22 protein-coding genes are annotated in these 22,826 nt (G+C 58.5%); 6 read left to right on the top strand and 16 right to left on the bottom strand.

The genetic code is table 11. The annotated features are described in order from the left end of the window. The first annotated feature begins 606 nt into the window (after positions 1-606). Positions 607-900, top strand: a complete 294-nt coding sequence (locus tag QE432_RS08160) for a hypothetical protein (protein ID WP_076846101.1) — start codon at positions 607-609, stop codon at positions 898-900. Between the two features lie 13 nt (positions 901-913). Continuing rightward, positions 914-1,225, top strand: coding sequence for a hypothetical protein (locus QE432_RS08155; protein ID WP_003517885.1), 312 nt, complete (start codon positions 914-916; stop codon positions 1,223-1,225). A gap of 268 nt (positions 1,226-1,493) precedes the next feature. Here the strand turns inward: QE432_RS08155 and QE432_RS08150 are convergent, their stop codons facing one another. Beyond that, a complete protein-coding gene (locus QE432_RS08150) occupies positions 1,494-2,591 on the bottom strand; it encodes an acyltransferase family protein (RefSeq protein ID WP_306623948.1) in 1,098 nt (365 codons plus the stop codon). Between the two features lie 309 nt (positions 2,592-2,900). On the opposite strand from QE432_RS08150, the gene QE432_RS08145 reads away from it, so the two are divergent. Beyond that, entirely contained in the window at positions 2,901-3,137 is a 237-nt protein-coding gene (locus tag QE432_RS08145; RefSeq protein WP_003517889.1) for an acyl carrier protein, read from the top strand. Between the two features lie 17 nt (positions 3,138-3,154). On the opposite strand, the gene QE432_RS08140 is transcribed toward QE432_RS08145, so the two are convergent. The 4 genes from QE432_RS08140 to QE432_RS08125 form a co-directional block, all read right to left on the bottom strand. Beyond that, on the bottom strand, positions 3,155-5,113 hold the full coding sequence (locus QE432_RS08140) for a MacB family efflux pump subunit (RefSeq protein ID WP_127966342.1): 1,959 nt from the start codon (positions 5,111-5,113) through the stop codon (positions 3,155-3,157). Between the two features lie 3 nt (positions 5,114-5,116). Continuing rightward, positions 5,117-6,340 (bottom strand): efflux RND transporter periplasmic adaptor subunit, encoded by a 1,224-nt coding sequence (locus QE432_RS08135; RefSeq protein ID WP_127966341.1) that lies wholly within the window; start codon positions 6,338-6,340, stop codon positions 5,117-5,119. Between the two features lie 22 nt (positions 6,341-6,362). Further along, complete coding sequence (locus QE432_RS08130) at positions 6,363-6,659, bottom strand: hypothetical protein (protein ID WP_127966340.1); 297 nt, start codon at positions 6,657-6,659, stop codon at positions 6,363-6,365. A 126-nt stretch (positions 6,660-6,785) separates the two neighbouring features. Further along, positions 6,786-7,436, bottom strand: a complete 651-nt coding sequence (locus tag QE432_RS08125; protein WP_035200549.1) for a hypothetical protein — start codon at positions 7,434-7,436, stop codon at positions 6,786-6,788. Positions 7,437-7,639: 203 nt separating this feature from the next. Between QE432_RS08125 and QE432_RS08120 the strand changes: the two genes are divergently transcribed. Together QE432_RS08120 and QE432_RS08115 are read left to right on the top strand one after the other, a co-directional pair. Next, on the top strand, positions 7,640-8,371 hold the full coding sequence (locus QE432_RS08120) for a response regulator (RefSeq protein ID WP_194842949.1): 732 nt from the start codon (positions 7,640-7,642) through the stop codon (positions 8,369-8,371). Beyond that, positions 8,368-9,630, top strand: coding sequence for an ATP-binding protein (locus tag QE432_RS08115; RefSeq protein ID WP_003517899.1), 1,263 nt, complete (start codon positions 8,368-8,370; stop codon positions 9,628-9,630). Before QE432_RS08120 ends, QE432_RS08115 begins: the two co-directional genes overlap by 4 nt. A 46-nt stretch (positions 9,631-9,676) precedes the next feature. Here the strand turns inward: QE432_RS08115 and QE432_RS08110 are convergent, their stop codons facing one another. The 6 genes from QE432_RS08110 to QE432_RS08085 form a co-directional block, all read right to left on the bottom strand. Beyond that, on the bottom strand, positions 9,677-10,771 hold the full coding sequence (locus QE432_RS08110; RefSeq protein ID WP_127966337.1) for a glycoside hydrolase family 88/105 protein: 1,095 nt from the start codon (positions 10,769-10,771) through the stop codon (positions 9,677-9,679). Positions 10,772-10,793: 22 nt separating this feature from the next. Further along, positions 10,794-12,329, bottom strand: a complete 1,536-nt coding sequence (pglA, locus tag QE432_RS08105; RefSeq protein ID WP_127966336.1) for a polygalacturonase PglA — start codon at positions 12,327-12,329, stop codon at positions 10,794-10,796. 112 nt (positions 12,330-12,441) lie between these two features. Beyond that, a complete protein-coding gene (locus tag QE432_RS08100) occupies positions 12,442-13,707 on the bottom strand; it encodes an ABC transporter substrate-binding protein (RefSeq protein WP_065705301.1) in 1,266 nt (421 codons plus the stop codon). 43 nt (positions 13,708-13,750) lie between these two features. Next, positions 13,751-14,851, bottom strand: coding sequence for an ABC transporter ATP-binding protein (locus tag QE432_RS08095; RefSeq protein ID WP_306623720.1), 1,101 nt, complete (start codon positions 14,849-14,851; stop codon positions 13,751-13,753). Positions 14,852-14,853: 2 nt separating this feature from the next. Beyond that, positions 14,854-15,738: a carbohydrate ABC transporter permease gene (locus QE432_RS08090; protein ID WP_019566471.1), complete on the bottom strand. Its 885-nt coding sequence runs from the start codon at positions 15,736-15,738 to the stop codon at positions 14,854-14,856. 4 nt (positions 15,739-15,742) lie between these two features. Further along, complete coding sequence (locus QE432_RS08085) at positions 15,743-16,624, bottom strand: carbohydrate ABC transporter permease (protein WP_003517909.1); 882 nt, start codon at positions 16,622-16,624, stop codon at positions 15,743-15,745. A gap of 211 nt (positions 16,625-16,835) precedes the next feature. On the opposite strand from QE432_RS08085, the gene QE432_RS08080 reads away from it, so the two are divergent. After that, positions 16,836-17,762: an AraC family transcriptional regulator gene (locus tag QE432_RS08080; protein WP_019566472.1), complete on the top strand. Its 927-nt coding sequence runs from the start codon at positions 16,836-16,838 to the stop codon at positions 17,760-17,762. Between the two features lie 29 nt (positions 17,763-17,791). On the opposite strand, the gene QE432_RS08075 is transcribed toward QE432_RS08080, so the two are convergent. The 5 genes from QE432_RS08075 to QE432_RS08055 all read right to left on the bottom strand — a co-directional run bounded on the left by QE432_RS08075 (position 17,792) and on the right by QE432_RS08055 (position 22,807). Then, a complete protein-coding gene (locus QE432_RS08075) occupies positions 17,792-19,072 on the bottom strand; it encodes a TRAP transporter large permease (RefSeq protein ID WP_003517912.1) in 1,281 nt (426 codons plus the stop codon). Further along, a complete protein-coding gene (locus QE432_RS08070; protein WP_306623717.1) occupies positions 19,073-19,594 on the bottom strand; it encodes a TRAP transporter small permease in 522 nt (173 codons plus the stop codon). It lies immediately after the preceding gene. Positions 19,595-19,671: 77 nt separating this feature from the next. Next, the gene (locus QE432_RS08065; RefSeq protein ID WP_003517915.1) at positions 19,672-20,649 is read right to left on the bottom strand and encodes a TRAP transporter substrate-binding protein; all 978 of its coding nucleotides are present in this window, start codon (positions 20,647-20,649) and stop codon (positions 19,672-19,674) included. Between the two features lie 146 nt (positions 20,650-20,795). After that, complete coding sequence (locus QE432_RS08060) at positions 20,796-21,674, bottom strand: amidohydrolase family protein (protein ID WP_013761415.1); 879 nt, start codon at positions 21,672-21,674, stop codon at positions 20,796-20,798. Then, a complete protein-coding gene (locus QE432_RS08055; RefSeq protein ID WP_065688902.1) occupies positions 21,671-22,807 on the bottom strand; it encodes a D-galactarolactone cycloisomerase in 1,137 nt (378 codons plus the stop codon). The genes QE432_RS08060 and QE432_RS08055 overlap by 4 nt, the downstream gene beginning before the upstream one ends. Positions 22,808-22,826 lie beyond the last annotated feature (19 nt).

Genomic DNA, 22,826 nt, shown 5'->3' with positions numbered 1-22,826 from the left:
CGACGCACCGGCACGAATTGCCAAACCGCGACCCGATACGCTAAGGGTCGCGACAAATAAAACATGTAATGGAAATGCGGACTTGTTTTGGCCACATTGCTCTTCTAGAAAGTTCATACAGCAACTGCTGGTGAGCGCAAAATATGTCGTTCGCAGTTGTTTCCGTCGCTTTAGACTTTTGACCACGGATGTACTGGCACTGGTGTTAATGGCGATATGAGGAAGGTCGGTGCAATATTGCCCCGGCCTTTTTTGTTGTCTGCCCTGGTGAGATAAAGAATGTCGCCGCACCGGTCACATACTCGTCAAGGGCTATGGAATTAACTTGCCTATTGCGCGCAAAGAGCGCACCCTTCCCTATCGGTACTTAAAGGGCGTTACCGCCGTCAGGCATCCTTGCCGTCTCAAGCCCATTTGCACATGCCTCCCGTCTATAGCGCCCCGTGCGGAATTTCCCAGGGCGCGTTGAGGCACATGCCCCCGAAAACCGGCAACGGTCATCGACCGCACCGGCGTATCGTTTCAAAGCGTTGGAGCGTCCCGTGCAGCCTTTTAAGGGCGCGCGCGAGGCTTCGGCTTTCTGAACCAGTAAGAAAAGAGGCCATCATGTCTTCTGCGCCCCGTAACTGCCTGATCTCCTCTCAAGATCTCGAAATGCTTCAATTGGTCCTCGAGAACATCGGTTTTAATCACCTTTCCGACGATGATGACAAAAAGCTCCATAACAGAGCCGCCCGCAAGGTCATTGAATTATATCAGGATGGTTTGACCGATCCGGCAGACCTCACCGACGAAATGCGATTCCTGTTCGGCGTGCAGAAACACGACCGCATCAAGCCGTGGAAGCCGCTCCCCCGATATGCAATCCAGGGCCTGCCACTGCTTTACCACCGCCATTGAGGGGAGAGAGCAGATGCGCGAATATATCATGGTCAGCACCGGCCTGTGGCTGGGGCTATTTCTGACCTGGTACCTCGTCACCATGTACGATACGGCAGATAGCGTCTTTACGGCGAACACCGTTCCGTCACTACCGCTGCTGCTGACATCGGCCGAATGCGAGACCCAGTTCGGCATTCTTTTTTCGATGACCGAAAAGCTTTTGAAGGCAGGCGGGCCGATAGTTCCCGACGACTTGCGAAAGAACATAGAGCATTGCATTTCTTCCGATGAGGCAAGCCGCCTGAAACTCAAAGACAATCAACTTATCCGGCTTTTCCCCTGAAGCGCCTCCCGAAGCGGACGGTGTTCGCCAAAATCACTGGTAACAATAATGACTTGGCAAATGAGATATATCAGGAGAAACTGACTTAGTCGGACATCAGTCCGAGAGTTTGCGTCTGCGTGGAGGGTGAGTATGACGTATGACTGGAGCGGCCGCAGAATGCGCCGCATGCGTGCCGCGAAACTGACGATCATCAGTCTCGTCGCGGCCTTTGTTATCACGGCTCCAATCTTCGCGCATTACTGAAGCCTGCAGCGACAAGACGCGATCACACCGGTTGCCCGACCCCTGCCCGCTTTCTCAGGCGACCTTTGAGCCATGTCTGCACTGGCTGATCAAAATGGACCGTCAGGTACCATGACAGACACGTCGTCCCTATCAGGAAAGCGACACCGACCGGCAAAGCGATGTTTTCCCTATCAACGGCAGGCATCAGAAAATCCGTCCAGGCCAGCAGCGGAATATGCAGCACATAGACGGCGTAGGAAGCTGTGCCGAGAAACGTCGACAAGATTCTCACCCTGCGACCCGGCACTATCCTGCTGGCTACGAACAATACCGTCGGCCAGACGAGCAGAACCACCGCGAGATCAAAGAAGGGCCGAAGCTCACGCGAAATTGGCACGGCGAGGATGACGCAGACCAGCATAAGACAGAGGGCCGCCTGGATGGGCTTCAGCTCGGTTATGCGATTGCGGAAGCGGTAAACCAGCACGCCTGCGAAAAACGAGAAAAACACCCTTCCCATGCCGGCATACATTTCGTGCCATCGAAACCCCGCATGCAACTTCCCAAACTCAGCAGCCGCCACGACAAGGACGCAGGCGCTGACAGCCAGCACCACGATTGTCTGTTTCGTAGTCGCCCGCACACCCCACCGGCCATAAACCGCATTCACCACCAGCTCGTTGAAAAGCGACCATGCCGGGCTCACCAGAAACAATGCGCCGTTCAATGTAAGCGTGAAGGGTGCCGGAACAAAAAGAAGCCCGGTCAACAACGCGATCGCCAGTTCGCCGGGATTGATGTGGCGATGAAGATCATCGATCGGCGTCGGCAGGCCCAACAGGTAGAGGCAAATGAAATAGGACGCCATCAACGCCAGCCCCAGCCCATACAGTGGATAAAGTCGCGCGAGGCGCGCCTTCATGAAGAAGCCTGGCGTAATCGCCCCTTCGCGCAGTTTCATGCTGTAGGCATGCGCCAGCACAAAACCGCTCAAGGCGAAGAACAAATCGACGGCGAGATAGCTCGAAGCGTCGTCTCTCCCGAAAAACTGTTCGGCATGGCGATGCACGATGAAGAGCGCAGCTACGCCCCTTATGCCATCGAGCAATATGAAGCGTTCCGGGGAAGACTGGACCATGGGCGTTGATGCTCGACAGGACTGGATTATAATTACTTCACGAAAACGAGGTTTACAGCGCAGCGGTTCATCGCATCCAGTCAAAAACTGTTCAACGTCAAACATACCTCGAATTCTTATGGGCACTTCCCCATGAGCCACGCTCTTTCGCAGCCGTCAAAGGCATGCTACGTCCGAATGCCATCGATGCTTTGACCTTCTGACTCTGTGTACCACGCCTCGCAAAAACCGGTTTCGATTTTAGCAAGTGTCCTGGGCGCAAATTCAAACGGGTTGTTCGGCGGCAAACAACTTTCGCGGAGTCCCACCATGTCCACCATCGCCGACCGTATTAAAAAAATCATCGTTGACCAGCTTGGCGCAGATCCCGGCACGGTTGTCGATGACGCCAATTTTGTCGACGATCTCGGTGCCGATTCCCTCGAAGTGGTTCAGGTTGTCATGGAAATCGAGGAAGAATTCGGAGTGGAAATCCCCGATTCGGCCGCAAGCACAATCCTGACCGTTGGCGACGCCATCCGCTTCATCGAAAAAAACAAGGCTTGACCGGCAGCGGCGGGATATCAACCCGCCGACAGGGCCGCAACAGGATCGAGGTTCGATGCGTTGCGGGCCGGCAGATAGCCGAAAACGACGCCTATCAGTGTCGAGCAGACGAAGGCAGCAATGATCGACACCGTGGAATAGACCATGGCGAAATTGCTGCTGAAGGCGGAGAAAAGCGCCCCGAAGCCGAAGCTGCCCAAAATTCCCAGCGTTCCGCCGATGATGCAGACGAGCACTGCCTCGATCAGGAACTGGCGCAGTATGTCACTGCGCCGTGCGCCGACTGCCATGCGCACGCCGATTTCCGATACACGTTCGGAAACGGAAACGAGCATGATGTTCATCACCCCTATGCCGCCGACCAGAAGCGAAATCACCGCGATCGCCGCAACCAGCAGCGTCATGGTCTGCGTTGTACTGGTGATGGTCTGGCGAATATCGTCAGTGTTGAGAATGTAGAAATCCCGCGTTCCATGCCGCTGGGTGAGAAGAACCGTCACCGCCTGTTCGGCAATTGCGGCGTCAATATCGTCACTCACCTGCACCGTGATGCTGCGCAGCGACAGGCTGCCGAGAAAGCGTGACTGGACGGCAGTATAGGGCAGATAAAGTGAAAGGTTCTGGCTTGAACCGAAACCGCCCTGCTGCGCCTGCGTGATGCCGACGATGCGGGCCGGCACCTTGCCGATGAGGATGACCTGACCGATGGGGCTGCCGTCGAAATCCGCAAACAACGATTTGCGGGTGTTCTCATCAATCACCACCTCCTGGGCTTTCTGCGCGACGCTTGCGGCATCGAAAAAGCGCCCTTGTGACAGCTTCGTGCCCTTGGCGACGAAATACCGCTCGCTGACACCATTCACAAGCGCATTCGCCTCCTTCGCGCCGAAACGCACCGTACTGGAGGTCGAGACCGTGGGCGTCACAGCCGCGACATAGGATTGTTTGGCAAGTGCCTCGGCGTCGGAGACGACCAGCGTGGTGATCTTGCCCGACCTTATGTCGCCAAAATCCTTGCCCGCGAAGATTTCCAGCGTGTTGGTGCCGAGGCTTGAGATATTCTGCAGCACGCGCTGCTGTGACCCCTGCCCCAGCGCCACGACGCTGATGACCGATGCGATGCCGATGATGATACCGAGCATGGTGAGAAAGCTGCGCAGCTTGTGCGCCTGCATCGACAGGAGCGCCATGCGCAATGCCTCCCGCAGCGAGGATACGAGACCAGCGAGACTGGAGGCCCCGCCGGAAACCATAGAGGGTTTGGCGTCATCCTTCCGAACCGGCGCGGCATCCGCCCTGCGGTCGGAAATGATGGCGCCGTCGCTGATTTCGACGATCCGTTCGGCACGTCGTGCAATTGACATATCGTGCGTGACGATAATGACAGTGCGCCCTTCGGCATGCAGCTCGTCGAGGATGCGCAACACCTCGTCGCCGCTCGCGCTGTCGAGCGCACCGGTCGGCTCGTCGGCAAGAATGATTTCGGCATCGTTCATAAGGGCGCGCGCGATGGAAACGCGTTGCTGCTGGCCGCCGGAAAGCTGGCCCGGACGATGATCGAGGCGGTCCGCCATGCCAAGGCGACCGAGCAACCTGGCGGCATCGCTCCTGCGATCGCTTTGTGACTTTCCGGCGTAGATCGCCGGAATTTCGACATTGCCGAGCGCTGTCAGTTCGACAAGCAGATGGTAACGCTGGAAAATAAAACCGAGGTTTTCTCGCCGCAATTCCGAAAGCTGGTCTGCATCGAGATTGCCCGTCTCCCGCCCCCTGATGCTGTAGCTCCCTGAGGTCGGCCGGTCGAGGCAACCGAGAATATTCATCAGCGTCGACTTGCCCGATCCGGAAGCGCCGACGACCGCCACCATCTCGCCGGCCTCGATGATGAGGTCGATATTCTTGAGTACGGTAATCGTACCTTCACCGGACGGATAATCCCGCCGCACGGATTTAAGGCAAATCAGAGGATCAGCCATTGTTCAAAAACCCATCGGCGGGCCACCAGGCCCCGGCACGGCGTTTTTGGTGGTGTCGATGGAAAGTTCGCCGGTCACCACGCGCTCGTTCTCGGCAAGGCCGGAACGCACTTCCGCCGTTACCTTGTCGTTCAGACCGATTTGGACCCTGCGTTCGGAAATTCTGCCATCGGTGTCTACCACACGCACGGCATAGTCATCGTTGGCGCCTTTGCTACCAAGGGCCGCCGCCGGAACGGTTAGCACGTCCTTGGCTTCACCAAGGACGATATGGACCTCCGCCGTCATATAGGTGCGCAACTTGCCGTCCGGGTTCGGCACTTCGAACACGCCATTATAATAGATCGCCTCCGACGACGAGGTGCTGGAAGAGGACGATGTGGTCGAGGAAGACGTCGAGGAGCTGAAGCTGGAGTCGCTGCGCACTGATTCAGGCGCCGGTTCAATGGACGTAAGCGTCGCGTCGTAACGCTGTTGCGGCTCACCCAGCACCGTGAAGTAAACTGGCAAACTGGCTTTTACGCGCGTCACATCTGCTTCGGAAATTTCCGTGCGCACCGTCATCCGGTCGAGCTGGCCTAGGATCACGATTGTCGGCGCGGACTGCGTGGCGTTGACGGTCTGCCCTTCCTGACTGACGATAGACAGAACAGTGCCTTCGATGGGCGCGGTGATCCTCGTATAGCCGAGATTGGCCTTTGCCGTTTCGACAGCGACCTGCGCCTCCTCGATCTGGGCGTCGATCGCTTCGATCTGCGCCTGGGTGACTGCGAGCGCTGCAGTGGCGCTTTCGAAATCCGCACGGGAGGCGGCATTTTTCGACACCATTTCCTGTTGGCGGACAAGGCTCTGGCGGTTGAGAACAAGTGTCGCCTGCTTTTCCACCCGCTGCGCCTTCACGTTGGCAAGCGCTGCCAGCGCCGTGCGCAGGCTGTTATTCTGGGTAACGGAATCGACCTCGGCAATGAGATCGCCCGCCTTGACCGTATCTCCAAGTGCGACCTTGACGGCGGTGATGCGACCGGAGGCCTGCGCGCCGACGGCGACCAGACGAACGGGTTTGAGCGTTCCAGTCGCCAGAACAGTCTGCTCGATATCACCGCGCTTCACAGACGAGGTGATATAACCGGGCGTTGCGGCCCGCGTATATTGTGACGAAAACCAGTAGCCACCCAGGGCGAGCGCGACAACCGTCAGCGCCACACCTGCTTTGCGAGCCATTTTCATCGTCCTGTCCTGTCCGGCCGGTCTACTCAAAAGAAGAAACCGACCTCATGCCGTGTTTCACAAGGATGAAGCCGTTGTCTGCTTCGATCCATTCATAGGCGGCAACAGACTTTCTGGCGGATGCCTTGCGGCAGGTGTTGTGACGACGCTTGCCGTGTGCATTTTCGCGCCGTTCCTTGGCACAGACGGGTTGGTGCCACTGTTCGTCCTGCCGGAATTTCGCCGCCGGATCTCGCACCGGCCTGTCACTGGCCGCAGCGACCGACCAGACGAAGCTCAAACCAAAAACCGTCGCCAGCATCAGGTAGAAATATCTCATCATCATCTTCTCGCTTGAAAATCACGCGGGGGATCGCAGGCGAGCGATCCCCCGGCTTCAGCCGTTTCCGGCTGATTTCCTCCTTTGCTGGGGGGCTATTAAAGGAGGAAACTTTGAAGAGTGGCGTCAGCCCCGCTCTGCCTGAGGCAGCGGCGGCATCATGTCGCCATGCGGAGGCTCGATACGACCGTCTCGTCCACGGCCATAATGCGGGACGGGAGGCGGAGGCGGCATCAATGCGCGTTCGAGTTGAGCAAGCTTCTGCACCTGCTGCGGCGAAAGTTTCGGTTTCAGCGTAGCCGCTGCGTCCTGAAGTGCTTTAGCCTGTTCTGCCTTTTTCATTGTGATGCCGGCCAGTTCCTCACCGGCAAGACGCGGCTCTAGCCCCGTCGCACCCGGTCCCTTCGGCGGCAATGGCTTGAGTTCCGAAGTGGGCAAAACAAGATCGATCAGCGCAGTGGCATAGGCGCGCCACGGACCAAGCTGTTCAGGTGTGACGCCGAGATAGATTTCCGCTGCCGAAAGTTTCGTCGCCAACCCCAATATATCCGGCCCCATCATATCCGGGCGTAGCATCTCAGGCCCGGCCATCTTGCGGCCATGCGGCAGCCTTTGCTCCGGACCACTATTCGAACCGAAGTCAGGACTGGCCAGCGGCGGCACGGCCTGTTCCGATGCCTGCGGCACTGGTTCACCCTGCTCCGCAGCCCGGGAGGTGGCCGAAGCGCCAAGAGCAGTTGTCACGACGACGGCGGTGGCGATTAGAGCGTTTCTCATCTTACCTTCCTTTTCGTTTTCCAACCTGAGAAGACGATAGGAGCTAAGCGTTTCCGGCTTTGGTCCGAATGTTGCGGGTCTTGTTCCACGCGCGGCCTATTTGTAACCGAATGTTGCCAGAGCGGCCGCAGCAAGCTTTCGTTGCAAAAATCCGCCGTTTCTTTGCGCCGCTTATGTATAGTGGCATCAAAAGGTTGGACGATATGGCGACAGTTTCGGTGACACATATTTTGATCGTGGATGACGATCCGGAGATACGCACATTGCTAGCGAAATATCTCGGCTCGCAGGGGTTTCGCGTTTCGATGGCAGCCGACAGGCGTGAGTTCGAAGAACAGTTCGCCTGCTCCGATCCGGATCTCATCGTGCTCGACGTGATGCTGCCGGATGGTTCCGGCCTCGATATCTGCCGTGATCTGCAAGGCCGCCGGCCGCGCACGCCCGTCATTCTCCTGACAGCGCTCAAGGAGGATGTCGACCGGATCGTCGGGCTGGAAATCGGCGCCGACGACTATCTTGGCAAACCTTTCAATCCGCGAGAACTAACGGCGCGGATCAAGGCCGTGCTGCGCCGCGCATTACCTCAGGAAGTACCTCGCGGCTCATCCACCGCTTATGGTTTTGCGGACTTCACCGCCGATCCGGAACAGCGCTCCGTCATCCACGCCGGCGGTGAGAGGATCGAGCTGACGGGGGCGGAGTTCGATCTGCTGAAAGTCTTCCTCGACAGGCCCGGCCGGCTTCTTTCCCGCGATCAGCTGCTCGATCTTACGCAGGGCAAGGACCGGGGACCGTTCGACCGCTCCGTCGACGTGTTGATGAGCCGGTTGCGCAAGAAGCTCGAAACCGATGCCCGGGCTCCGATCTTCAAGACCGTTCGCAATGGCGGTTACCAGATGACGGTTCAGGTCAGAACCCTGCCGGTGCATCGATGAGCTCGCTCAGAAACCGTATCGCCGCACTATTGATCGTCTCCATCATCGCGGTCATCGCGCTTGCAACTGTGGTGGCCGATCAGACATTGCAGCCGCCGCCGCCAGATGCCACCATCGAGCCCGTTGCCCGCAGCCTTGCCTTTGCCGTGACCATGGCCGAACGCGATCCCTCGCTGCAACAACCCGGCTATTTCCGCATCGAACAGAAGCCGCCTGAAGGTGATCTCGACGGAATGCTTTCGGAGTTTCTAGAAAAGGCCCTTGCACAGGTTGGCGAGCCGCGCACCGCAATTGTGATCCGCGCGCCGGGAAGTAATGCCCCGGTGGCGGCTATAGCGCTGGAAAAAAGCGGGTGGCTGGTCGCGGAAATTCCGCATATGGGCCCTCCCCCGGGCGGCTGGAAGATTTTCGGCATGTGGATCGGGCTGATCATTCTTGGCAGTGCTGCTGTTTCCATTTTTGCCGCCAGAAAAATCACCCGCCCCCTCGACATGCTGGAAAACGCCGCTGCAAGCATCGGACCCGATGGTTCGCTACCCCATTTGTCGGAAACAGGTCCGGGTGAAATCCGCGCCACGGCGCGAGCCTTGAACGAACTCGCCCGCCGCCTGAAGGCGGCAATGGAAAGCCGAATGCGTCTCGTCGCAGCCGCTGGCCATGACTTGAGAACCCCAATGACCCGCATGCGCCTGCGGGCAGAATTCATCGAAAACGACGAAGAGCGGGGCAAATGGCTGGCGGACCTCGAGGAACTGAACGCCATCGCGGATAGCGCCATTCTGCTTGTGCGCGAGGAAGTGAGCCAGGATACCGTCAAGATGATCGATATCGGCAGGCTTCTCGGCGAAATCGTCAGCGAACTTTCTGATCTCGGTTACGCTGATGCCCTCGACTTTATGAAACCGGAAGCCGCCATGATCATCAAGGCCGCTCCACTTGCGCTTAAAAGAGCCTTGCGCAACCTCATCCTCAATGCCGTCACCCATGGCAAAACGGCACGGATCGATCTAACCGAGGACGAAAGCGAGGTCGTCGTTACAATCCGCGATGAAGGCCCTGGCATTCCGCAGGAACTGATCGGCCGGGTTTTCGAGCCCTTCTTTCGGGTCGATCTCGGGCGGCGAAAGTCAATCCCTGGTGTGGGGTTGGGTCTTGCCATCGCCAGGGAAATCATCGAGCGCTTCGGTGGCACGATCACCATCGCGAACCACAAGAAACAGGGCCTGATCCAGACGGTGATTTTGGCAAAAGTGGCATGATCTCATGCCACCAAAACACCCTGTGCCCGTTAAGATGACCGCGCCGTCATCCCAAAAGCAGGCTTTCGGCATAGGCCATCATCAGCGGCCCGACGCCTTTGGCGTCATCGGATACAACCGGCTCGGTCAGATAGTAATCCGGAGACCCATCGCGATAATTGCCCTCGAAGCCGCCGAGGCCCGCGACATGCACAATGCCGGTGAGACGGACGATACCCTCTTCGTCCACCTTGAGCTGTCTCTCAAGCAGGGCCTCAAGCGCGGACCGGCCCGCCGAAAGAGCCGCATTTGCCTCCTCGCCCTTCAAAAGCCCCAGCCGCGCAGCCCGCAGTAAGGCATAGGCGAACATCGCCGAAGCGGAGGTTTCCTCGTAGTTTCCGGCAAGATCCTGTTTGTCCAGCACCTGCATCCAGAGACCGGTTTTAGTCTGCCGGGCAACGATACCGGCCAGAAGCAGACCCGCGCGTTCCCGAAGTTCGATCGTTGCGCCATCAGCCGGCAACATCACCAACGCATCGACCAGCGCCATGGCGAGCCAGCCGACGGCGCGGGCCCATACGGCCGGGGATTGGCCGCTCACGGGATCGGCCCAGCGCTGGTTGCGGCTTTCGTCATAACCATGGACATAGAGCCCACCGGCATCCCCCGTCAGCGTGAGTGCGGTTGAGAATTGCTGTAGCGCATCGTCGATCAGTTCGGCGTCACCAGTCGCCTGCGCATATTCGATCTGGAAAGGAAGTCCCATATAAAGGCCATCCAGCCAGACCTGATGCGGATAACGCTTCTTGTGCCAGTAATTACCGGAGCCCGTACGCGGATGGCTGCGGAGCTGGCCCGCAAGATGTTCCGCCGCAGCGAGATAACGCGGATCGCCCGTTTCCGCTGCCAGAGGAAACAGAATGCGACCGGCAAGGATGTGATCGATATTGTATTCCTGCGGATCGTAACCGGCGAGCACTCCGTCTGCCGCTATCTGGGTGTCAGCCAGACGATGCAGATGTTCGTTCCAGCGCCGGTCGCCGGTCGCTTCGAACAGGTGCTGCAAACCCCGATAGACACAGCCATCCTCATAACACCAGCTCCCGCCCTTGTAGTGCCTATAGCGGCTGGCGAATTGATCAAAATAATCAGTGGCTTTCATGGGTTTTCTCGATTGAAATCTGTTAGTGGGAAACGGCAGAGGCGCTCAGCAGCGCAGGATCGTCGCAAATGATTTCAGCCTGTTCGAAAACGATCCCCTCATGCAGCATGGGGCGCACCCCATCGGCCATGATCGGCGGTGTGGCCACGGCTGCAGGATCATGCGAGACGATGGTGAGATTGCGAATGGCGATATTGCGGATTGGGGCCTCCGCTAAACCGAGAAAGACGCCGGCGGCATGGGCCAGATGGCGGATTTCCACATCTTCGACAGTAATTCCGTCGATAAACGGGGTCCCGTCGTCGACAGGTGCAGGGTCTCGCGACTGCACCCAGCCGTCATGCCCATCGGCATCGCAATGGTAATGGGCATTGGCGGAAAGCGCGGTCTGCACGCCATCCAGCAACACGCGGCGCATGGTGACATTGCTGACTGAACCGCCACGACCCCGCCGCGTCTTGAGACGCAGGCCGCGATCCGTGCCAACCATGTCGCAGTCCTCTACCGTTACGTCATGCACGCCACCCGACATTTCCGAGCCGATCACCAGCCCGCCATGGCCGCGCTCCATCAGGCAATGGCGCACGCTGACGCCGCGTGTTTCCGCCAGATGGTCGTCCTCGCCGTTCGGCCCGCGTTTGCCTGCCTTCACAGCAATGCAATCGTCGCCGACTGAAAAGCGCACGCCTGATATCGTCACGTTGTGGCAGCTTTCCGGGTTGAAACCATCGGTATTGGGGCTGTTATGCGGAGCGCTGATTGTGAGACCCGCCGCTTTCAGGGTCTCGCACCCCTGTGGATGGACCGTCCAGGACGGTGCATTGCGAATGGTGAAACCGAAAAGCCCGACATTGCGGCAGGAGACGAGATGCAGGCCGCGCGGTCGGCGCGCGCCGTCACGGGTTTCTTTCGGCCAGCTCCACCAGTCGCCTCTGTCGCCGGAACCATCGAGGACGCCTGTGCCTTCGATCACGAGATTGTCTGCGCCGATGGCATGGACCGGCGCGGCGAAACAGGCATCCGGTAGCCCTTCCCAACTGCCGAGCATGCGGCCCGTCTCATCGCGGGCAGGCAGGATCGGCCAGCCATTACGGGTGGAGGGTGCGCGCAGCACGGCCCCTTCCGCAAGATGAAACGTCATGTCGCTTTTCAACCGCACGGGAAACGCTGTCCAGAGGCCGGCAGCAAATCGCAACGTGCCGCCCGCAGGCACGGCGGCAACTGCCTCTTCCAGAGCGCGGGCGTTGGCGCGTGCGCCGGCTTCGTCGTCAAGCGCAATATCCGGCGTCAGCGAAAATGCCGTCGCCTCGACAAGCCCCGCGCAAGACGCTGTCCTGAACTCCAGGCTTGCGAACCCATCCGCTTCGAACAGATACCGTGTATCCGGACGCAGATCATGCAGCAGCGTCACCACGGTGGCGGTTTTTCCGGTTCGTAGATCACCATCTTGCGAAGTCAGCCGCCATGCCGTCAGCGGCAGGTGATATCGCGCACCGGGAGCGGCGAGGCAAAGCGCCGCCGTTCGCGCCGAAAGCGCGACAATAGAAGGTTCGTTCATGCTCGTTTCTCGTTGTTCGTGCATGCCCCGCCAAAACAATCGGCGGGAATGCCCATGTCACCCGGCAACCGGATAAAGAGCCCGCCGCCACAGGGGCGGCGGGCCATTGTCGTCAATCGAATTTGGCCAGAACGTCGTTGGTGGTATCGATGATCTGCTCAGCCGCCTCTTCCGCCGTCAGCTGGCCATAGGCATATTCCTCGAGCGTATCGATGAAGCCGGAGCGGATTTCCGGATGTTCGTTGAAGGGCGAAACTACCGGTCCCGATGCCGCCATGACGATGGCATTGGCGGCACGCACTTCCGGCTCACCCTTGTCGCCCAGACGCTGCGCCGCAGCTTTGGAAGCAGGCAGGCCGCGAGACGTCCCAAGCGCATCGATGCCCTCAGGCTCGTTCAGCAGGCAGTTCAGGATTTGCGCTGCCGCTTCAGGGTTCTTCGAGTTTTTCGAGATAGAAAAGACCATGGAAGGCTTGCGATAAACGCCTTCCGTTACGGCATCGGCGAGCTTCAGCATCGGCACGGGTTTCAGCACCTGCCCATCCTTCAGGGGATCGGCATATTTCGAATAGGTGGAATCCCATTCATAGGAACCAGCGATACGGCCTTCGGACCAGGACGGCTTTTCATAAAGATTGACGTTGCCATCGGCCGCTTCCTCTTTCTGGGAGCGAATGGAGCCGGTTTCCACCAGCTTGCCGACGAACGAGATACCTTCAGCCAGTTCCTCCGGCGTCCAGGCGACACGGTTGGTCTTGGGGTCGACCAGATCCTTGCCGGTTTTCTGCACCACGGCGAGTGTCACGAGAAGCTGGGCAGTCTCCTTTACGGCATTGAAGGTGTAATGATCCTTGCCGAGCTTTTCCTTGATGGTTTTTGTTGCCGCGAAGAATTCATCCCATGTCTTGGGGATTTCAACACCAGCCTTCTCGAAGGTGGTGGCGTTGAAAAAAAACACGCGGCCGGTGGTGGAGACTGAAAGGCCCTGAAGCACCCCGTTCATAGAACCTGCTTCCAGATCCGTCTCGGCCCATTGCGTAAGATCGAGAGGTTTCAGCTGACGCAGATCAGCAAAACCTTCACCATTCTTGGAAAACAGCGGCAGCCATGGCCAGTTCACCTGAACGATATCAGCCTCCGTCTTGCCTGCCATTTGCGTGGTCAGTTTTTCCAGATATCCGTCGAAGCCGGTAAACTCACCTTTGACCGTGTGGCTGTATTTTTCACCGCAGGCGGCAATCGCCTTCTGAGTGGCGACATGACGGCTTTCGCCGCCCCACCACGACATACGCAGTTCCGCGGCACCCGCCGCAGGCGCAGCCACCGTGGCCAGATAGGCAGCACCGGCCAGCATCGCCATTGTTCTCGTCATCTTCATTGTTCTTCTCCTCCTCGAAAAATCAGGCACGCTCGTCCCCTCCTCACAGCGAGACATTGCGGCCATCGGCCTTGTCGAAAATATGCAGCTTCTCGGGGTCCGGCTTCAGTCGCAGAATGCCGTCGCGCGCAAGCGCCTCGAATTCGGCTGCTCCCACCACGCTCACGAGCTTCTGTCCGCCCAGATCGGCATGCAGATAGACCTCGTGCCCCATGAATTCGGCGTTGGTCAGTTTCGCCTGCAGCGCCGGCCCATCGGCCTCACCGGCTAACGAAAGATGCTGCGGACGGATGCCGATGACGGCGTCCGCCGGTCTGGCTGAAAGCAGCTTTTCCAGATGGTCGCCTATCGGAAGACGTTGCCCGCCGATGACGAACTCCGCCCCGTCGATCGCCACATCCACAAGGTTCATTTCCGGCATGCCAATGAAACCGGCGACGAACAGATTGGCGGGCCGGTCGTAGAGTTCCTTCGGCGTGGCGACCTGCATGATGCGCCCGGCCTGCATGACGCAGATACGGTCGCCCATGGTCATGGCTTCCGTCTGATCGTGCGTCACGTAGACGACGGTCGAAGACAGGCCCTCCGCCTTCAGCTGGCGATGCAGATCGGTAATGCGCACACGCATGGAGGCGCGCAGCTTCGCATCGAGATTCGAAAGGGGCTCATCGAACAGGAACACGCCCGGTTTCTTGATGAGGGCACGGCCCAGAGCAACACGTTGCGCCTGCCCGCCGGAAAGCTGTTTCGGCAGACGATCCAGCAAGGGCTCGATTTCGAGAATGCGCGCGACATTGTCGATTGCCTTCTCGATCTCGGGCTTGGCAACACCGGCAATCTTGAGGCCGAAAGCAAGATTGCCGCGCACCTTCATATGCGGATAGAGCGCATAGTTCTGGAACACCATGGCAATGGAGCGCTTGCCGGGCGGTAGGTCGTTGACGCGCTGATCTCCGATGAGGATTTCACCGCCGGTGATTTCCTCCAGCCCCGCCACCATGCGCAGCGTGGTGGATTTTGCGCAGCCGGACGGGCCGACGAAGACCATGAACTCGCCGTCCTCGATTTCGAGATTGATGCCGTGCACGGCCTTGAAGCTGCCGCCATAGACTTTTTCAAGATTTTTAAGTTGAACGCTTGCCATTTTCAGCCCTTGACCCCGCCAGACGAGATCCCTTCAATGAAATACCGTTGCGCCGCGAAAAACACGACGAGCGCAGGCGCGATCGTCAGCACCGACATCGCCAGGATGCGGTTCCATTCGAAGGCTTCGGTGGTGTCGATGGAGAGTTTGAGCGCCAGGCTCACCGGATATTTATCGACCGAGGACAGGTAGATCAGCGGTCCCAGAAAGTCGTTCATCGTCCACATGAACTGGAAAAGGCAGACCGAGATCAGCGCCGGCGCCAGCATCGGCACGACGATGTAAACCAGCGTCTGCAGACTGTTGGCGCCATCCACACGGGCGGCTTCCTCCATATCCGAGGGCAGCGAGCGCAGGAACTGCACAAGCATGAAGACGAAGAAGGCATCACCGGCTAGTGCCGAGGGAACCCATAGCGGCAGGAAACTATCCAGCCAGCCGAGGTCACGGAACAGGATATATTGCGGAATGCGGGTTACGACATTGGGCAAAAGCAGGATGGCGATGACAGAGCCAAACAGGATTTTCTTCAGCGGAAAATCGAAGCGCGCAAAGGCATAGGCCGCCATGGTGCAGGAAATCGCCGTTCCGATGACCTTCGGCAGGATGATCAGGAACGAATTCCAGAAAAACCGGCCGAAGGTGTAGGGCGTGGAGGTCTCCCAGCCGCGGATGTAACCGTCCAGCGTTGGCGTCTCAGGAATGAAACCTGCACCGGAAAAGATCTCGGAATTGGTCTTGAAGCTTGCGCCGACCAGCCAGATCAGCGGATAGAGCATGATGAAGCCGACCGCGAACAGCAGCGTGTACCGGACAGAGGTCGATAACAGCCGGAGCCTTGCCCGGCGGGCGGCCTGCATGTCGTTTAAGGTTGCGATATCGGTCATGGCATCAATTCCGCTTGTCGCCGGCGTAATAGACCCACTTTTTCGAGGACCAGAAGGCCACGAGGGTCAGCACGGTGATGATGGTGAAAAGAACCCAGGCGATGGCGGAGGCATAGCCCATGTTGAACTTCTTGAAAGCCTCATCGTAAATATAGAGAGGCAGCAGATAGGTAGACTTCAACGGGCCGCCCTGGGTGATGATGTAAGGCCCGTTAAACTCCTGGAATGCCTGCACCATCTGCATGATCAGGTTGAAAAAGATGACCGGCGTCAGAAGCGGCAGGGTGATGAAAAAGAACGTCTTTACCTTGCCTGCACCGTCGATTGCCGCTGCCTCATAAAGCGACTTGTCGATGGATTGCAGCGCGGCGAGAAAGATCACCATGGCCGAACCGAACTGCCAGCAGCGCAGCAGCGTAATTGTAAAAAGCGCATTGGCGGGATCGCCAAACCAGTCCACCGGCGACAGGCCGATTGCCGCCAGCGCCATGTTGGCGAGCCCTTCGCTGGCGAAGATGTATCGCCACAGCACCGCAATCGCGATCGAACCGCCGAGGATGGATGGAACGTAAAAGGCCGTGCGGAAAAAATTGATGAATTGCAGCTTGTAATTGAGTATCGCTGCGATGAACAGCGCGAAGGCAAGTTTCAACGGCACCGTCAGAAACACATAAAACAGGGTGACGTTCAGGGATTTCATGAACGTGCGATCACGGGTGAAGAGCCGCTCGTAATTGGCCAGTCCCGCCCATGTGGGGTCACTCATCAGGTCGTAGCGGGTGAAGCTGAGATACAGGGAACCCAGAAACGGGATCGCCGTGAAAACCAGAAGTCCGATGATGTAGGGCGTCAGATATCCCAGCCCGAGGAAGCGATTAGATTTCATGACGCTCCTCCCCCACCCCGGAAAGGCGCGGATAACAGAATACAATTTCGTGCAAGTGATTCTCCCGGAACGGCTGACGGCGGGCGCATGATGGCGCAATTTCTCGCCGAAGCCGATCTCCTCCCTCATTGATACGGCGCGCATTAGCAGTTTGTGAGGTGACAAAACCAAATTTCCGAGCCAAGGTGAATTAACAAAGACGAGGAAAAAGATGGACGAAATCGAAGGTGGCATTCTCTCGTCCGTTCCGCCTGCGGCGCTCACGCTTAATCTCACGCGCGCCACGATCAAGATGGAGCACTCCCGCACCTGGCAGATCGACAAATCCAATCAGGTGGACGATCTCATTATCTGCCTGGAGGGTCGCGGGCATTATCTCGTGGACGGTGAAGCACGGGTGCTGGAGCCTGGCGACGCCATGCTGATTTTCAGGGGGCAGCATTTTATCGGCTGGAATGAACAGGCCGTCACCTATCGGGGAGTGGCACAGCATTTCACGCTGGATATTTACGGTCGCCACAACCTTGTCGCGCAGATGGACCTCAAGCCGAAACTTTCGCTGAGCCGCTGGCCGCTGCTGGAGCCGCTGGTGCGCCACTATCGGCAGAGCGCTCCGCCCTCCTCTGTCACGCTTGGCCAGCATCACCTGTTCATGGTGTTGCTGATCGCATTTATCGATGATGCATTTCTCGGATGGGTCGACCGTCCAAGTTTCCAGCCGGAAGGTGCCGAAGCCCTGGATCTGGCTGTCATGAAAGCGATCACGATGATTTCCGCCAATCCGCTCGACCCTGAAATCGCCGCAAGGGCGACCGACGCAGCCCCCTATAATCGCGACTATTTCCTGCGTGAGTTCCAGAAACGGGTGGGGCGCACGCCGAGGAAATATCAGGAATTCAAACGCATGGAACGTGCCATGCATTTTCTTGAAGCCGGGCTTTCAGTTGCGGCTGCGGCGGCAGAAGTAGGTTATGGAGATCCCTATTATTTTTCACGGATGTTCAAGCGCACATTGGGGTTGAGCCCGCGCGACCACATGAACAGGATACGCCGCAGCCGGCACGGCAATCTGATGGCGTTTGACGAGCACGAACAGCAGAGGCTGCTTGCCACCGAAATGCAAAAGGCCCCGGCATAGCGGGGCCTTCTTGCGATAAAGCTTTGGAACTACCGGAAAAGTGACGGCAACCAAAGTGAAAGCGACGGAATGTAGGTGACGGCGAGCAGCACGGCTATGCTGGCGCCGAAGAACGGCCAGATCGTTCGCATCGCTTCCCGTATCGTTATGCCGCCAACCGCACATCCCACGAAGAGCACCGTTCCGACCGGCGGCGTATTGAGACCGATACCGGCGTTCAGGATCATCACGACGCCGAAATGCACGGGATCGATGCCGAAGGCCTTCACGACAGGCAGAAGCACCGGCGTGGAAATGATGACCATCGGTGCCATATCCATGAAAGTGCCGAGCAAGAGCAGAATGACGTTGATGACCAGAAGCACGATAATCGGATTGTCCGAAATCGCGCTGATTGTCGCGATCATCAGTGTCTGTACCTGCAGAAACGCCATCAACCAGCCGAACGACGCAGCCGTGCCGATGACGAGCAGAACCATCGCTGTCGTGCGAACCGCCCCCATCACCGCCTCCACGAAACCGCTCCAGTCCAGCTCACGATAGACAAGCATGGCGACAAGGAAGGCATAGAGAACGGCAATGCAGGAACTCTCCGTCGCGGTGAAGATACCCGAACGAACGCCGCCGAAGATGATGCCGATCAACAGAATGCCGGGAAAGGACGCCAGAAGATAATACATCAGCTTCGAAAAGCCGGGAAACGGCTCGGACGGGTAACCCTTGCGCCGCGCGACGATATAGGCGGTGACCATCAGGGCCGCAGCAAGCAGCAGGCCTGGAATGATGCCGGCGGTGAAGAGATCGGCCACCGAAACATTGCCACCCGCCGCGATCGAATAAAGGATCATATTGTGCGAAGGCGGGATCATCAGCGCGATGATGGCGGCGTTGACAGTGACGTTGACGGCGTAATCCCGGTCATAACCGCGCTTGGCCATTTGCGGGATCATCAGGCCACCAACGGCCGAAGCGTCGGCGACAGCCGAGCCGGAAATGCCGCCGAACAATGTCGAAGCGACGATGTTGACCTGCCCCAGACCGCCGCGCAGATGACCGACAAGACCGGCCGCAAAACGGATCAGACGATGGGCTATACCGCCGCGGACCATGAGGTCACCCGCGAAGATGAAGAACGGGATCGCCATCATCGCAAACACGTTCATGCCGGAGTTCATCTGCTGGAAGACCACGATGGGCGGCAGGCCGAGATAAAGAACGGTGGCGAAGGAGGCAATGCCGAGGCAGAACGCAATCGGCGTACCGATCAGCATCAGAAGGGTGAAGACACCGAAGAGGATTGTGTAAGCCATTTACGCGGCCTCCTGCACAAAGACATCCGCCGCGATTTCCTCGCCGATGGCAAGATCGATAAAGCGTTCGGCTGCAAACAGCGCGATCAGAAAACCGCCACCGATCAGCGGGAAGAAATCCATGCCGCCCGGCCATCCAAGAACAGGGATCGTCGCCGTCCATGTTCCGGCAGAGAGGACGGTTCCGTACCAGCACATGCCAACCCCGAAAAAGAAGATCAGTGCCAGACTGGTCAGGTCCATCGCCGCCTGTATGCGCGGCGGCATCATATAGCGCAGAATATCCAGCCCCAGATGCACGCTTTCACGCACGCCCACCGCCGCCCCCAGCATGATGAACCATGACATAAGGTGAAGCGACATCGGCTCGGACCAACTTGGTGAATCATTCAGGATATAACGGGCAAACACCTGCCAGCCGACGATAAGGGTCATGGCGACCATGCCGACGCCGGCGATGTAAAGTGACGCACGGCTTAGCGCGCCGAGAAATGGGCGGATCGCCCGCATGAAGTTTCGCATTTGCCTTCCTCCTCCAACCTCAGACCAATGACGACAAAAGAAAACCGGCCCTGTTGCCAGAGCCGGTTTTCCCTATGTCACTTGACGGCTTTTACCCGCTCAAGAAGGTCTTTCATTTTCGGATCGGTGACGAACTTGTCGTAGACCGGCCCCATCGCGGCGGCGAACTCTTCCTTGTTGACCTTGATGACGTTGGCGCCACCGGCGCGTACTTTTTCTTCCGAGGCCTTTTCGCGCGCACTCCACAATTCACGCATCTTGCCAACGGAATCCTTGGCTGCCTGACGCAGCAGCTTCTGATCTTCCGGCGACAGCTTGTCATAGGAAATCTTGGAGATGACGAGGATTTCCGGATTGAGGGAATGTTCCGTCAGCGAATAGTTCTTCGCCACTTCATAGTGACGGGCGGATTCGTAGGACGGCCAGTTGTTTTCCGCACCATCGACAACGCCTGTTTCAAGCGAGGAGTAAACCTCGCCCATCGGCATCGGCGTAGGGTTGGCGCCAAACGCCTGCATCATCGAAATCCACAGATCCGATTGCTGCACGCGGATTTTGAGGCCCTTCAGGTCCGCCAGTTTTTCGATGGGCTTCTTGGTTGTGTAGAAGGAACGCGCACCGGAATCGTAAAAGGCAAGACCGATCAGGCCGTGCGGTTCGAAAGCTGCCAGAACCTCATCGCCGATCGGGCCGTCTACGGTATTGTGCATGTGTTCCGTCGAACGGAACAGGAAAGGCAGGCCGAGAACGGTGGTTTCCTTGACGAGATTGTTGAAAGGCGCAGCGTTGACGCGGTTCATGTCGATGACGCCGAAGCGGGTCTGCTCGATGGTATCCTTCTCACCGCCGAGAACCGAATTGTTCATGACCTGCACCTTGATGCGGCCATTGGAGCGTTCCGACAGAAGTTCGCCCATATATTTCACGGCTTCAACCGTCGGATAACCGTCGGGATGAATATCGGCCGAGCGCAGGGTGATTTCCTGCGCCTTGGCGGAAACGCCTGACAGCGCGATCCCCATCGCGATGCACATCATGCTTGCAATCTTTTTCATTTCTTCCTCCTCCGTTGTAACAACGGCCCCACCCCTCCAAGGCTAACGGACCGAATTTTTCACGCCCATCCGGGCCGGCATGCAAAGACCTTTCATCTGCAAAGGATGATGGGGACCTCCCTTTCCCCAACTATCCCGAATTGAAACTACACCGCCTTGAGTGGCGGCAGCTTGAACAGGGCTTCTGGATTTTCCACCAGCGCTCGGTGACGGGCCGCATCGTCCGGCAGCCAGCCGAGTGTGAGCTCCGCAAGGCGGGCATCATCCGGATAGGCAGCCGTCTCACGGACCGAATTGTGCGGCCAGTTCGTCCCCCAGACGATCCGCTCCGGAGCATGGGCAGCGATACGGCGCGAAAAGGCTGCAACATCTTCATAGGGCCAGGCGTCGCGCGAACTTTCATAAACACCGGCAAACTTGAACCAGAGATTGCCGCGATCGATGAGCTTCAAAAGTGCCGCCATTTCCGGGCCATCCGTGTCGATACCCCTGAAGAATTTTCCATGGTGGTCGAAGACCCAGCGCGAACGGATTTTTTCAAGGCGCGGCAAATGATCGAGAAGCCCATTGCCGTCGAACTGAACCGCCACCATCCAGTCGGCCGCATGGGCACGCTGATCCACCGCTTCCAGTTCCGATAGGTTCACCGCGCCGCCAGGCAAATCCATGATACGGGCGCCCACGGCACCGGCAGCGGCAAGTCGTTCCATGTCCTTTTCAGTCGTCTTCTCATCGATAATCACCACCGCGCGGGCTGCCTCGCCCATTTCTGCCACGCAGGCCAGCGTGTTGCCGTTATCTCGCTGTTGGGCGTTGCCCTGGGTGATGATGACGCGGTCGATGCCGAGCCATTGCATGAGCTGGCGATAATCCTCAGGCCCCGGCAGCGCACCCGGAGGCAGGCCCGGCCCACCCGGCAAGGCTGGATATCCGGGCAGATACATATGCATCTGAGTATCGACCGCCCCTTTCGGAAACGCTGGCTGCGGCGGTGTCCCGCTTAGTTTTCTGACAAGTTCGCTCATGGCTGTGGCATCCTGAATTCAACGAGTGCGTCGCGGTTGATCTCGATGCCGAGACCGGGACCATCGGGAATGGCGACGACACCGTTCACCGCCTCTACCGGCTGTTGCAGCACGGCCTGACGGAACGGATTATGCGTCCGATCGAATTCCATGATCGGCTCGACGGGGTTTACCCGCACCGGATCGGGCACCATCGCGGCCATGAACTGCAGGGCAGCGGCGATCTGCACGCCCGTGCCCCACACATGCGGCACAATGCGCACGCCGTGCAGCGTGGCAAGCGTGGCAATCTTCTGCGTTTCGGAAAAGCCGCCGCAACCGCAGAGGTCTGGTTGGAGAATATCCACGGCACCGGCGGAAAGCGCCTGCCACATGCCGTAACGCCCGTGCCAGGTCTCGCCTCCCGCAACCGGGATTGGTTGGCCTGCCCGCACGCGCGCATAGGCATCGAGCTGCTCGGGAACCACCGGCTCCTCGAACCAGTCGATGCCGTATTCAGCCGCACGATTGCCGAGCGCGATGGCTTCGGTAACGGTATAGCCGTGATTGGCGTCGATCATCAGCCGCATATCCGGCCCGATCGCTTCGCGCACGGCGGCAATGACCGCAAGATCCTCCTCGATGCCGAAACCGATCTTGATCTTGCAGGCGTGAAAACCCTCTGCACGGCGCTCAGCCATCTCATTGGCATTGTCGGAGATGCGGTCGACCCCATCACGCTTGAAGCTGCCGGTGGCGTAGGCGCGCACGCTTTCGCGCCAGCGCCCGCCGAGCAGCATGGAGATGGAGGTGCCGTAATGCTTTCCCTTGATATCCCACAGCGCGATATCGATGCCGGACAGGGCTGTAATGCTGAGGCCGCGCTGGCCCTGGTCGCGCAGGGCATTGTAAAGCACAGCCCAGATCTTTTCGGTCTGGCGGGGATCCTGGCCAATAAGCCAACCGGAATAGGCCTGAACCACGGCGGCGTTCGGTCGCGCCGGACCGAGGCATTCGCCCCAGCCGACGGTCCCGTCATCGCATTCGATTTCGACCAGAACGTGGGCACGCCGGTCAAAGCGCATGGATGCGCTTTCAAACGGCGTGGCCAGCCGATGTTCGAGCAGATGCGTGCGCACCGCTGTGATCTTCATCGTTCCCCTCCCGTTATAC

This window comes from Agrobacterium sp. SORGH_AS_0745 (assembly GCF_030818995.1).
Classification (GTDB): Bacteria; Pseudomonadota; Alphaproteobacteria; order Rhizobiales; family Rhizobiaceae; genus Agrobacterium; species Agrobacterium tumefaciens.
Note: the sequence above shows the minus strand (reverse complement) of the source record. Positions and strands in the feature narration are given on the sequence as shown.

Coding starts and splice junctions, on each gene's coding strand:
- QE432_RS08160 (WP_076846101.1), top strand. CDS start 607: ATGTCTTCTGCGCCCCGTAACTGCCTGATCTCCTCTCAAGATCTCGAA.
- QE432_RS08155 (WP_003517885.1), top strand. CDS start 914: ATGCGCGAATATATCATGGTCAGCACCGGCCTGTGGCTGGGGCTATTT.
- QE432_RS08150 (WP_306623948.1), bottom strand. CDS start 2,591: ATGGTCCAGTCTTCCCCGGAACGCTTCATATTGCTCGATGGCATAAGG.
- QE432_RS08145 (WP_003517889.1), top strand. CDS start 2,901: ATGTCCACCATCGCCGACCGTATTAAAAAAATCATCGTTGACCAGCTT.
- QE432_RS08140 (WP_127966342.1), bottom strand. CDS start 5,113: ATGGCTGATCCTCTGATTTGCCTTAAATCCGTGCGGCGGGATTATCCG.
- QE432_RS08135 (WP_127966341.1), bottom strand. CDS start 6,340: ATGAAAATGGCTCGCAAAGCAGGTGTGGCGCTGACGGTTGTCGCGCTC.
- QE432_RS08130 (WP_127966340.1), bottom strand. CDS start 6,659: ATGAGATATTTCTACCTGATGCTGGCGACGGTTTTTGGTTTGAGCTTC.
- QE432_RS08125 (WP_035200549.1), bottom strand. CDS start 7,436: ATGAGAAACGCTCTAATCGCCACCGCCGTCGTCGTGACAACTGCTCTT.
- QE432_RS08120 (WP_194842949.1), top strand. CDS start 7,640: ATGGCGACAGTTTCGGTGACACATATTTTGATCGTGGATGACGATCCG.
- QE432_RS08115 (WP_003517899.1), top strand. CDS start 8,368: ATGAGCTCGCTCAGAAACCGTATCGCCGCACTATTGATCGTCTCCATC.
- QE432_RS08110 (WP_127966337.1), bottom strand. CDS start 10,771: ATGAAAGCCACTGATTATTTTGATCAATTCGCCAGCCGCTATAGGCAC.
- pglA (WP_127966336.1), bottom strand. CDS start 12,329: ATGAACGAACCTTCTATTGTCGCGCTTTCGGCGCGAACGGCGGCGCTT.
- QE432_RS08100 (WP_065705301.1), bottom strand. CDS start 13,707: ATGAAGATGACGAGAACAATGGCGATGCTGGCCGGTGCTGCCTATCTG.
- QE432_RS08095 (WP_306623720.1), bottom strand. CDS start 14,851: ATGGCAAGCGTTCAACTTAAAAATCTTGAAAAAGTCTATGGCGGCAGC.
- QE432_RS08090 (WP_019566471.1), bottom strand. CDS start 15,738: ATGACCGATATCGCAACCTTAAACGACATGCAGGCCGCCCGCCGGGCA.
- QE432_RS08085 (WP_003517909.1), bottom strand. CDS start 16,624: ATGAAATCTAATCGCTTCCTCGGGCTGGGATATCTGACGCCCTACATC.
- QE432_RS08080 (WP_019566472.1), top strand. CDS start 16,836: ATGGACGAAATCGAAGGTGGCATTCTCTCGTCCGTTCCGCCTGCGGCG.
- QE432_RS08075 (WP_003517912.1), bottom strand. CDS start 19,072: ATGGCTTACACAATCCTCTTCGGTGTCTTCACCCTTCTGATGCTGATC.
- QE432_RS08070 (WP_306623717.1), bottom strand. CDS start 19,594: ATGCGAAACTTCATGCGGGCGATCCGCCCATTTCTCGGCGCGCTAAGC.
- QE432_RS08065 (WP_003517915.1), bottom strand. CDS start 20,649: ATGAAAAAGATTGCAAGCATGATGTGCATCGCGATGGGGATCGCGCTG.
- QE432_RS08060 (WP_013761415.1), bottom strand. CDS start 21,674: ATGAGCGAACTTGTCAGAAAACTAAGCGGGACACCGCCGCAGCCAGCG.
- QE432_RS08055 (WP_065688902.1), bottom strand. CDS start 22,807: ATGAAGATCACAGCGGTGCGCACGCATCTGCTCGAACATCGGCTGGCC.